The 11,408-nt window shown below is 39.2% G+C and carries 11 protein-coding genes and 1 pseudogene; 4 read left to right on the top strand and 8 right to left on the bottom strand.

Features of this window, described 5'->3' with window-relative positions; all coding sequences use genetic code 11:
• A partial coding sequence (locus tag DV63_RS17220; RefSeq protein ID WP_020982496.1) for a hypothetical protein occupies window positions 1–681 on the top strand: 681 nt, incomplete at its 5' end.
• Between the two features lie 142 nt (window positions 682–823).
• On the opposite strand, the gene queF is transcribed toward DV63_RS17220, so the two are convergent.
• Window positions 824–1,264, bottom strand: a complete 441-nt coding sequence (gene queF, locus DV63_RS17215; RefSeq protein WP_000187088.1) for a preQ(1) synthase — start codon at window positions 1,262–1,264, stop codon at window positions 824–826.
• 58 nt (window positions 1,265–1,322) lie between these two features.
• Here queF and rsfS point away from each other — a divergent pair, with 58 nt between their 5' ends.
• Genes rsfS through DV63_RS17200 form a run of 3 tightly spaced genes read left to right on the top strand, consistent with a single transcriptional unit; the run spans window position 1,323 to window position 3,673 of the window.
• Window positions 1,323–1,664, top strand: a complete 342-nt coding sequence (gene rsfS, locus DV63_RS17210; RefSeq protein WP_001042233.1) for a ribosome silencing factor — start codon at window positions 1,323–1,325, stop codon at window positions 1,662–1,664.
• Window positions 1,627–2,565 (top strand): tRNA (adenosine(37)-N6)-dimethylallyltransferase MiaA, encoded by a 939-nt coding sequence (miaA, locus tag DV63_RS17205; RefSeq protein ID WP_172635383.1) that lies wholly within the window; start codon window positions 1,627–1,629, stop codon window positions 2,563–2,565. Before rsfS ends, miaA begins: the two co-directional genes overlap by 38 nt.
• A gap of 4 nt (window positions 2,566–2,569) precedes the next feature.
• Window positions 2,570–3,673: a glycosyltransferase family 8 protein gene (locus tag DV63_RS17200; RefSeq protein WP_000381104.1), complete on the top strand. Its 1,104-nt coding sequence runs from the start codon at window positions 2,570–2,572 to the stop codon at window positions 3,671–3,673.
• Window positions 3,674–3,996: 323 nt separating this feature from the next.
• Here the strand turns inward: DV63_RS17200 and DV63_RS18320 are convergent.
• From DV63_RS18320 to ileS, 7 genes and pseudogenes are all read right to left on the bottom strand, one after another.
• Window positions 3,997–4,611 (bottom strand): annotated as a pseudogene (locus DV63_RS18320) (ThaI family type II restriction endonuclease).
• The gene (locus DV63_RS17190) at window positions 4,592–5,527 is read right to left on the bottom strand and encodes a DNA cytosine methyltransferase (RefSeq protein WP_000397251.1); all 936 of its coding nucleotides are present in this window, start codon (window positions 5,525–5,527) and stop codon (window positions 4,592–4,594) included. The pseudogene DV63_RS18320 and the gene DV63_RS17190 overlap by 20 nt, the downstream one beginning before the upstream one ends.
• Before the next feature lie 371 nt (window positions 5,528–5,898).
• Window positions 5,899–6,678 carry a UDP-N-acetylmuramate dehydrogenase gene (locus DV63_RS17185; RefSeq protein ID WP_000894422.1) on the bottom strand — a complete coding sequence of 260 codons (780 nt, stop codon included), beginning with the start codon at window positions 6,676–6,678 and terminating at the stop codon, window positions 5,899–5,901.
• 3 nt (window positions 6,679–6,681) lie between these two features.
• Window positions 6,682–6,948: a flagellar biosynthesis protein FliQ gene (gene fliQ, locus DV63_RS17180; protein WP_000445741.1), complete on the bottom strand. Its 267-nt coding sequence runs from the start codon at window positions 6,946–6,948 to the stop codon at window positions 6,682–6,684.
• A gap of 10 nt (window positions 6,949–6,958) precedes the next feature.
• Window positions 6,959–8,263: a flagellar protein export ATPase FliI gene (gene fliI / locus DV63_RS17175; RefSeq protein ID WP_001128779.1), complete on the bottom strand. Its 1,305-nt coding sequence runs from the start codon at window positions 8,261–8,263 to the stop codon at window positions 6,959–6,961.
• Complete coding sequence (locus DV63_RS17170; RefSeq protein ID WP_000449339.1) at window positions 8,264–9,178, bottom strand: CpaF/VirB11 family protein; 915 nt, start codon at window positions 9,176–9,178, stop codon at window positions 8,264–8,266. It abuts the gene before it with no gap.
• 16 nt (window positions 9,179–9,194) lie between these two features.
• Window positions 9,195–11,408: isoleucine--tRNA ligase (gene ileS / locus DV63_RS17165; RefSeq protein WP_020982495.1), on the bottom strand; the 2,214-nt coding region annotated here is incomplete at its 5' end.

Raw genomic sequence — 11,408 nt, 5'->3', positions numbered from 1 at the left:
GAAAAAAGAGCTGATGATTTGTTGAAAGGGCTTAAAATCGTAACGAGCGGTCCTACTATCAAGCAAAGGACTACTACTCCTAAAGAGCCTAAAGAGGATAGATTTAAACTCGCTTTTGGATTTAAAGACAGCGATAAGACTAGCTTTGAGATTATTGCGGAGGACTACACTTTAAGCGACAGAAAAAGTAGGCTCGGCTCGTTATTAGCCCCTATGTTTTTTGAGGGGAGTGGTAATCAGGCGTCTGCTATTATTATAACCGCCCTTACTCATGCGAAAGATTTAAATCACCATAGCGATGCGGAGTGGTTACATTTTATTGAAAATAGGGACTTGTCGCTCACTAGTGTTGAGTCTTTTGATCATATGGATAGGATTAGTATTAGTTTATTCTGTAATGTTATTCGAGAGTATGCTGTCGGAGGTGAGGTTCAAAAAGAGATAAGGGACTTATCACCGAGTGGTTGGTGGGCTGAAATTATGCCTAAAAATAAAAACGAGGCGATGTTTATCGCTCAATTGCTCTGTGATGGCGGTATCAATAAGTATGGTTTAAGTTGTGCGGGTCTTACTGAAAACTTGCTAAAAGACATTTACCCTGTTATGGGACTTGCTTTATTGGAGGAAATTGATGAGCATTTAGACAAGTTAGATAAAGAGAAGGCGGAGTTAAAAGAATAATCTCCCCCCCTATGGGGTGGCTCTCTTTTTCTTTAATCTTTTATTCTTTAATCTTGCTGTCTTATTTTTCTTTTTCCGTTCTCCCCCTCATTTGTCCGTTCAATTTGGAAGGGCTTTAATCTTAAAACCCTATCTTTGCGCGTTATTTTGCATTCAAAAGGCGTTTTTCTTTAAATTCCTGGTATTCTTTGATCGCATAATTCACAAAAGGCTTGATCGCAATCCCGCCCCTAGAGGCAAAATCCCCATACACTTCCAGATACTTTGGCTCTAGCAATCGGGCTAAATCTAGCAAAATCGTATTGACACAGCTCTCATGAAAACTCCCATGGTTTCTGTAACTGAATAAATAGAGTTTTAAGGACTTGCTTTCTACCATTTTGTCTTTAGGGATATAGCGGATATAAATCACGCCAAAATCCGGCTGGGAAGTGATGGGGCAAAGGCTTGTAAATTCCTTACACTCTAGCGTGATTAAGGGGTCTAAATTGGGGTTTGGGTTAGGGAAAGCTTCTAATAATTGGCTGTTGTATTCAAAAATATAGGGCGTTTTAGCGCCTAGGGATTTTAATTCAGGGGTCATTAATCTTCCTTGATTTAAGTTATAATAAGGCTATTTTAACCCATTTTTTAGGAAACTCATGAACAAACGCATAGAAACGATTACGGCTTTATTAGATGAAAAAAAGGCTTTTGATATTACGCATATTGATTTATCCAAAACCCCCTACTTGGTAGAAGATGTCATTATCGCCACCACGCTAGCGAATAAGCATGCCCTTTCTTTATTAGACACGCTTAAAAACACCCTTAAGCCTTTAGGCGAAGTCTTTTACCAGATAGATGAGTCTAATGAAGAGTGGATCATTTTGGATTTGGGGGATTTGATGATCCATCTTTTCACCGAAGAATGCCGTAAAAAATTTGACTTAGAAGGGTTTTTAAATACCTACAAGAGGGAGAGCGTTCATCAAAACGCCTAAGAAACTCATCGCACTTCTAGGGCCTAGCGGGAGCGGGAAAAGCGCTCTTTCTATTGAATTAGCCCAAGAATTGGACGCTGAAATCTTTTCTTTGGATTCTTTGAGCATTTATAAAGATATTAATATCGCTTCGGCTAAACCGAGCCTGAAAGAACGAAAAAACATCAAGCATTACGCCCTAGATTGCCTTAACATTGATGAAAAAAATAACGCCTCTCTTTTTAAAACCCTTTTAGAGGACGCCATGAGAGTGTCTTCTAAAGAGGTATTACTCATTGTGGGGGGAAGCAGTTTTTACTTAAAATCCATTTTAGAAGGTTTGAGCAGCATGCCAAAACTTAGCGGTGAGGAGGTTGTAAAAATAGAGCGAGAAATCAGCGCCCTAGCTGACCCTTACGCGTTTTTAAAATCCATTGACCCTACGATCGCTTTTAAAATCCATCCAAACGACACTTACCGCATCCATAAGGCTTTAGAAATCTTTTATTCCACCCAAACGCCCCCAAGCGAGTATTTTAAGGCTAACCCCAAAAAACCCTTTGAGCATGCTATCTCATTATTCGCTCTTTATATTGAAAAAAGCGCGCTTGCAAACAACATCAAACAGCGCACCAAAAACATGCTTGATTGTGGGCTTATAGAAGAAATCAAAGCCCTTTATGCCAAATACCCTAAAGACTCGCAGCCTTTTAAAGCCATAGGCGTTAAAGAGAGCATTCTTTTTTTAGAAAAACAACTCACTTTAAAGGAGCTAGAAGAAGCGATTGTTTCTAACACCCTAAAATTAGCCAAGCGCCAAAACACTTTCAATAAAACCCAATTCAATAACCTTTATGTGGGGAGCGTTGGAGAAATCAGGCATGCGATTTTAAAACACTCAAAAAGCGCTATTAAAGGATAATCTAATGGATACGCAAACTTTGCAAAATCAAATTATCCCTATTTTTATGAGTTTTGATAAGAATTACGCGCTAGGGGCTGGCGTGAGCCTTTATTCTTTGCTTTCACATGCGAGCAGGCACACAAGCGCGATAGATTTTAGCCCTCTCAATCAAAGCAACCAGCTTTTAGGCGCTAACATCGTGTATAAAATCCATTGCTTGATTAAAGGAGTCACTTTAGAGCAGCAAAACAAGCTTTTAAAAACCCTTGAGCCTTTTAAAACATTCGCTTCATTAGAGTTCATAGACATTAATTCGCTAGACAATTCCATAGAAAGCTATCTTAATGAGTCTTGCTCCAAGCGTTATGGCGGGCTTCTTGTTTTGTGCCGGCTTTTGCTCGCTTCACTCTTCCCTAATTATTCTAAAATCATTTCTATAGATGCAGATACGGTGTTTTTGGGCGATGTTGCGAGCGCTTATTTTGCGCTAGATAATAACCCCACTAAATCACTTGGCATGGTGAGAGACACTTTTTCCCGCCTTCCTTTTGAAGCCTTTTGTGATTTTTGCGAGTGCGCTTGCAAGAATTTTAAAATGGATTTTTCACGCTTTAGCCCAAACGAATTGAAACGCATCCATCAAGGCTTTAACATGGGTTTTTTGGTAGCGAATTTAGATTTGTGGCGCCAATACGGGTTTGAAAAAACCGCTTTAGAATTTCTAAAAACTAGAGGGAAAGACCTTTTCTACCCTGAGCAGTGTTTGGTTAATATGGTGTTTTGGGAACGCATTTTAGAATTGCCTATTCATTATAATTGCTATTCTGACTTTTTCAACCAGCACTACGATAAAAACATCATCATGCTCCATTTCATCAAATACAAGCCGTGGCGTTCTGTCAGTTCTTTGAACGGGCGTTTGATTTGCTATGAAGCACAAGCGTGTTTTTGGCTTGCAAACCTTTTTTGCACCCCTTTTAAAAACGATTTTTTTAAAGAACGCCTTGAAATGGCCAAAGACCAACAAATGCAATCTTTTAAAACCCACATCAGATCGAAAACTATTAGGGATTATTTTTATTTTAGGGTAAAAAATATTTTGAAAAAAGTTTTCAAACTCTCTTAAAGGACATTCATGGAAAAACGATTGAAGTTTTTAAAATTCTTTGCAAGTAGCGTCATTTTATTTTATAGTATTATGCAAACTTATAGGGATATAGGGGGTGTTTTGCGATACCCTAACCCCCTAGCTTTTAAAAAGTTATCGCACCATTAAAATTAAAATCAAGCTCTTTTATAATCAACACCCAATCAGAATAAAGCCTTTCCTATTTTTTATAGCATCAGTGATTCATAAAAAAGCTTTCATGCCTGCGATGATTTTTTAGTGTTCTAAAGCCTTTGATACCCCAAAAATTCTTAGAGTTTATTAAGAATAACATAGGGATTTTAGGATTGCCATAGTTCTAAATATTTATCATATGGAGAATGTTTTAAGTTATTTGTGCGTTCCCAAAAAATAGGAATTCTTAGTGTGTCTTTGTGAGCAATACATTCCAATAAGGCTAATTTTGAAATTTCCACTCCCCTAGAATTTGTCCCGCTTTTAGGAAGTTTAAAATAAAATTCTTTACTTTTAGTTGTTAAAACTCTTTGTTGTATAGCACTAGGAATATAGTAAAACCCTCCCTCTTTTCTCCAACAAACATGCACAAATAAAATGTCTGTATTTGGTTTGTAACTCTCTATAAATTCTTGTATTTTTAAAGCATCAGTAGTCTATATTAGCTTAATGCCGTTCAATGTTTGAGCGGTTTTAATGGAATAAGGCTTATCTAAAACAATTACATCTACCTCTTTTTGTGTGATAGCTAAATCAGTTTGCACATTCTCTTTACCAAAATAATAAAGCATAAGAGCAATAATTACCCTTTCTCTAGCTGAACCAATCTCCATTCCTAATTTACCATCCCTGCTGTTTTCACTTTCTACAAGCTGAAATAAATAAGGTAATTTTTCTTGTATTTTTAATATCATTCTCTCATCATTGAACAATGTTTGCATATAAAAATTCCTTTATTCCTTGCACTAAATGCCATGCAAAGACAGGTGGCACAGCGTTGCCAATTTGCCTATAAGCTGATGAGGTGCTAGGGTAAAAAATAAAATTATCTGGGAAACTTTGAATGCGTGCAGCTTCTCTTGCACTCAAACGCCTATGATTATTATAGTGGTATTCAATATTGCCATGATGTTCGGCTCGCATAGTAGGAGCGTAGGCATCTTTGTTAATAGCATGATTGCCTTGTCCTTTATTGCGTTTAGCCTTAGAATAAAAATGATTAGGCATAGCCCCTTCTGTTAAGTTTTCCAAATCTTTCAATATTTCATACACAAAAGGGGCATGACTTTTCTTTAATATTTTAAAACTAAAAGGCTCTTTAAAGTAACTTTCATTAACGCCTACCATAATGACTCGCTCTCTTAATTGCGATACTCCAAAATCGCTTACTTTCAAACATGCAAAATTAACCATATAGCCTAAGTCTTTAAAGCTATCCAAAATCTTTCTAAAAGTGTTTCCATTATCAATATTTAAAAGACCTTTTACATTTTCAGCAAGAAAAATCTTAGGCTTTAAATCTTTTACGCATCTAATCATGCTCTCATAAAGTTGCCCCCTTTCACTTTTTAACCCCTTTCTTTTGCCGGCAAAACTGAAATCTTGACAAGGAAAACCACCCAAAACAATATCAGTGGGCATCAATTTATCAAAATCAACTTCCTTAACATCTTTGCATTCAATATGTGCGTTAAGATTTTTTTGATAGGTTAAAATAGCATTTTTATCCAAATCATTAGCATAAATTATCTTAAAAGGATTTTTAGTATAGTACCGATTTAAAAAGTCAAACCCTCCACAAAATCCCAAATCCAATCCTCCGCACCCACTAAATAAAGAAGTGATTGTAAATTCCAATCAATAATCCTTGTATAAAATTTCTCTATATTCTATCATGGGTTTATTTTAATCTGATTGAGTGCGAAAACTTCATTTCAAAACCATATATTTTGACACACACTCAAAGATAATGAGTAAGTTGCTGTGCCTATTGCTTTATCAAGCACTATTGTTGAGAAAGTTAAAAGGTGGAATCAAAAACTATCTAAACACTCAAAAAAGACTTACTGAAAACAATCTCTTAAATCCATATATCTTAAAAACCATGTTTTCGGTTAGCCCTTTCCCTAGTCTAGCGTTAGCCTTTTGTTTAGTGGGTTATAGTCTTTATTTTTAATTCTATTTTAATGGAGTGTTGGTTATAAAATTTCCAATAAAGCTTTTCAACCCTATCTCAAAATCTTCACTTCTTCTTCTAAATGAATGCCGTATTCTTGTAACACTCTGGTTTTGGCGAGTTCTATCAGATCTAGGGCTTCTTCAAATTCTGCGCCCCCCAAATTCACCAAAAAATTCGCATGCTCTTTGGCAAAGCCCACTCTTTTCAAGCGATAACCCCTTAAGCCCACGCCCTCTAAAAGCCTGCCCGCATAATCGTTAGGCGGGTTTTTGAAACAGCTCCCAAAATTAGGCAATTTGGGGTGACTTTTGCGCATGCTTTTACACGCTTTTAAAACCCCTTCTCTAAAGCCATGCGTTTTTTTAAACCTCGCTCTTAAAACAACGCCCTTAAATTTGCTGCTGCGGTAATCTAAGCCTAACGCTTCATTCTCTAGCCATTGATTATTAACACAAGCGCTTTCTAAAACATTTTTTATTTCAAATTCTTTCATGCCCGCATTCATTTTAACTAACGCCCCTAAAGTGCCAGGCAATTGCCCTAAAAACTCCAAACCCCCTAAACCATTCGCCCTAAAATAATTAAAAATTTTAGACGAGTTGGCCGCTCCCCCTATTTCAATGCATTCGCCCTGATCGCAAATATAATCGTAGTTCTTGCCTAATAAAGCGAGATTTTTCGCACCAGGAGCGATTAAAAGGTTGTTCGCTAAACCTATGATTTGGTGTTCTTGAGAAATTTCATCATCGTTTTCTAAAACGCTCACTTTTAAAGGCGTGCCGATTTTCACGCTGCTGTAACGAGAAAAATCAATAATAGTTTCTAGCATTTTCTAGCCTATGATTTTAGGAATGAGCTTGATTAAGGTTTTGGTGTAGTCTAAAAGCATGTTAGTCATCCACGGCATGGTTAAAATCAGCACCCCGATCACGGCTAAAATCTTAGGCACAAAAGACAAAGTCATTTCATTGATTTGGGTGGTTGCTTGAAAAATACTCACCAACAGCCCCACCACTAAGCCCGCTAGTAATACCGGTAAAGAAATCATCAAAGTGATTTTATAAGTCTCAATGGCGAGTTTCATGAGTTGTGATTCCATCATATTCCTTTTATCTTAAGATTTCTTCTAATTGCTGAAAGCTTTGTTCAAAAGGCTGTAAAGCGTTTTCATCTTGCGCTAAAAATTGCTCCATTAAAGCCTTTTTCTTAATCGCTTCATCAAGCTCTTTATCGTTCCCCATTTGATAAGATCCGATGCGAATGAGCATTTCATTTTCTTTCAATAACGCATACAAACGGCGGAATTTTCTCGCGCAAAGGTTTTGAGACTCGCTGATGATGTCTTTAGCCACCCTTGATGCGGAGTTTAAAATATTGATAGGCGGATAGATCCCATAATCGGTTAATTCCCTGCTTAAAACAATATGCCCGTCTAAAATACTCCTGGCCTGATCGGCTATGGGATCGCTCAAATCATCGCCCTCTACTAGCACGCTAAAAAAAGCCGTAATGCTCCCCTTATTTTCTTCCTTGCCCGCTCTCTCCATTAATTGAGGCAATAAGGAAAGCGCGGATGGGGGGTAGCCTTTGGAAGTGGGCGGTTCGCCTAATGCTAAACCGATTTCTCTTTGAGCCATAGCGAAACGAGTCACTGAATCCATGATGAATAACACATCTAGCCCTTGGTTTTTAAAATACTCCGCCACGCTCATCGCGCAAAAAGCCCCGTATTTGCGCATTAAAGGGCTATCATCGCTCGTAGCGACCACCAACACGCAAGAGCTTAAATCCCCTTTCAGGTTTTTCTCTATAAATTCAGGGATTTCTCTGCCCCTTTCCCCAATCAAAGCGATCACTTTAATGGGCGCTAAGCAACCTCTAGTGATCATGCCCATTAGCGTGGATTTACCCACCCCAGAGCCGGCAAAAATGCCCAATTTTTGCCCCTTACCGCAAGTCAAAAGCCCATCAATGCTCTTCACCCCCACGCTAAAAACCTCATCAATCAAGCCTCTTTTTAAAGGGGCTATAGGCGTTGTAATCACAGGCGCTAACCGCTCATAATCTAGAGCCCCCTTATTGTCAATGACTTGCCCTAAAGGGTTAAGCACCCTCCCTAAAAGATTACGGCCCACAGGGAAATTCAACCCCTCTTTTAAAAACAGCACCTTATCGCCAGCCCTAGCCCCCTCTATAAAGTTAAAGGGCGTGAAACCAAACTGCTCTTTTTCTGCCACCACCACCATTCCCACGCATTCAGTGCCATCGCTTTTTTCAATCTTCACCACATCGCCCACAGACGGGTTAAAACCATCCGCATAGACGATATTGGGCATGATTTTTTTCACGCTCCCATAACGAGGCGATAGTTCAAAATGCTGATTCAAGCGGTTTTTTAAGGATTTTAGGGGCATTTAAAGCTCTTTAGTCCATAAGACTTCAGCGATTTGGCGCTCATTGTTGATTCTATTCACATGCACGATCACATCAATCGCGCTCTTAAAATACGCTCGCATCAAATCCTTATCTAAAGAATGCGTATAACGCATGCTTAAATTCAGTGAAAGGGCTTCTAAAGTGTTTTGAGCGCTATTAGCGTGAATGGTTGAGAGCATGCCCTTATGCCCAGTGTTTCCTAAACGCAAGAAGAGCGCCGCATTCCTAGTGTCAATCTCGCCCACAATGAGTCTGTCCGGGTTTAAACGCATGGCCATATTGAGAGCGTCTTCATAATTAAAGCGTGTGTTTTCTTGTTTGCCCACTAAAAGCCCCACGCAATTACTAAACGCTTTTAAATCCAATTCTTGGCTGTCTTCAACGCTCACCACCCTTTCGTCTTTATTGACGCAATCTAAAAGAGCGTTTAATAGGCTAGTTTTACCGCTTGAAGTCTCCCCACTAATGAGAATGTTATGCCCTTTAAGCGCTAAATCTTTCAAACCCTTTGGATCGCTTGCTTTGAAAGTGAAATCCTCTAAACTTAAGGGCTTAAGCCTAGGCACACGGATATTGAGCGTGATTTGATGGTTCGTGGTGATGCTAAAATGATTCGCGCTCACCCTATAGCACGTGAAAGGGATAGAGCAATTTAAGGTGGGGTGCTCTTCATCAAAAAACAACCCCCTAAAACTGGCCAATTGCTCGCAAAATCTCAACAAAAACGCCTTATCAAAAAGCGCATGCCCTCTTTTTTCTCGGGTGTTATTGACTTTATAAAGCCAAAGCTCCTGCTCGGTATTGATCATCAGCTCGGTGATCCCGCTTTCTAAAAAAGGGGTAAAATGGCCAATTAGGGCTTGTAAAACTCTATGGGTTTGTAAAGTTTCCAAAAGCCCTATCCTTTTATTATCGCTCTTTTAAAACCTGTTCGCAACGCTTGCAAGGGGTGTTTTCTAGCTCGCTTTTAAAACGCCAACACCTGGGGCATTTATAAAAGGGGGCTTTAAAGAGCGTGAATGCTGGCGTTTCGCTCAATTTTTCTTTTGCAATCCCCACAAAGCTTACCATCAGCAATTCTTCCACTAAATTTCCACACAACGCTTTTTCTCCCACTTCAATAGCACATTCCAACGAATTTTTAATGACGCCTTCTTTTTTCAGTCGGTCTAACTCTTCATTAAAGGCAGAACGCAAGGCTAAAACGGCTTCAAAATTTTCTGGTTTTTTAAACTCTTTAAGGTGGAGTTTTTCTGAAACGCTAATGTCTTTTAAATCAAACACATCTTTGGCTTGTAAAAAAACGCGAAGCACTTGGCTATGCTCTAAAACTTCTTCAATCGTGTGCGTTAAAATCGGGGCTAAAAAGTAGCACAGTTTACTAGCCACAGCGAGTAAGACCATTTGAATGGCTTGGCGTTTTTCATTATTTTTGCTATCGCAATACAAGCTATCCTTACAAGCGTCTAAATAAATCCCGCTCAATTCATTGGTAACAAACGCCATTAAAATATTCAAGCCTTTCACAAAATCATGCTCTTCAAACGCGCTATTGACTCCAACGCTTATGGTTTCTAAAGCCTCTAATATAAAATGATCTAAAGGGCTGAAGTTATGGGAGCGTTCCAAATCCTTAAGATCCATATCGCTAAAATTGGCGAGTAAGAATTTCAGGGTGTTGCGGAATTTTTTATAATGCTGTTCTGTTTGAGTGAAAAAGGTTTGAGAGACCCTCAAATCGTTTTGATAGTCATTAAACGCTACCCACAAACGCACCACATCGCTCCCATGCCTTTTGAGTAAGTTGTCCAAAGACACCACATTGCCCTTAGATTTACTCATTTTCTCGCCCTTTTCATCTACGATAAAGCCATGCGTGATGACCTTTTTAAAAGGGGCTTGGTTGTTTAAAATGCAGCCGATTAGAAGCGAGCTTTGAAACCACCCCCTATGCTGATCGCTCCCTTCTAAGATCACATCGCTAGGGCTTTGCCCTTTTTCTCCATGATAGTCTTCTAAAACCGCCTTAAAGGTGCTACCGCTATCAAACCACACGTCTAAAATGTGCATGACTTTCTCATAATGCGTGGCGTTCTCTTGATAGCTAGGGGGCAATAAATCTTTTACGCTGTATTCCCACCACACATCACAGCCTTTTTTTTCAAAAAGATTGGCTGCATGCTCTAAAACTTCGCTTTCAAAACAAGGCTTATTGGTGCGTTTGTCTATGAAAAAGGCTAGTGGCACGCCCCATTTTCTTTGCCGGCTCAAGCACCAATCAGGGCGGTTTTCTATCATGGTTTTTAGGCGGTTTTTCCCGCTGCTTGGCACAAATTCCACCTTTTCAATCGCATCTAAAGCCACTTCTCTTAAGGTTTTTTGAGAGCCGTCATTTTGGATGAAAGGCTCATCCATTAAAATAAACCATTGCGTGGTCGCTCTGTAAATCACAGGCTTGTGCGTCCTCCAGCAATGCGGGTAGGAATGCTCAATCTCTTGCTCCAGCAATAAAGAATCGCCCAATTGCTCTATAATGCGTTTTTGAGCCTTAAAAACATGCTCGCCCAGATAGCTTTCATCTAATAATTGGTTATGGATAATGCCCTCATCATAGCAACCCTTTTCATCTACAGACATTAACACTTCTAAATGATATTTTAAGCCTAAATAGTAGTCCTCTTCACCATGCCCAGGAGCGGTATGCACAGCCCCTGTGCCATCTTCTAAACCAACATGCTCTCCTAGAGTGATTAGAGAATCTCTTTGGTTTAAAGGATTGAGTGCTTTCAAGTATTCTAAATCATTGGCATTGAATTCATGCACGATCTCACTATCCACCACCCCTAAAGCGGCTAACTTTTCATGCAAGGTTTTAGCGACTAGATAGCCTTTTTGGGTGAGTGCATAAACAGCGTCTTTTTTCAAAGCGATCGCCACATTCGCATACAAAGTCCAAGGCGTGGTCGTCCAAATCACCAAGCTCGCTTTTTTGACTTTTAATTTTTCTAAACTCTCCTTTTTCAAACCAAACGCCACGAAAATGGAGGGCGATTTTTTCATCTTGTATTCCACTTCAGCTTCCGCTAAAGCGCTCTCGCATGCATAACTCCAATAAATCGGCTT

It is taken from the genome of Helicobacter pylori FD535, from assembly GCF_000296015.2.
In the GTDB taxonomy this organism is placed as follows: domain Bacteria; phylum Campylobacterota; class Campylobacteria; order Campylobacterales; family Helicobacteraceae; genus Helicobacter; species Helicobacter pylori_CT.
This window is presented reverse-complemented; position numbering and strand designations above follow the sequence as displayed.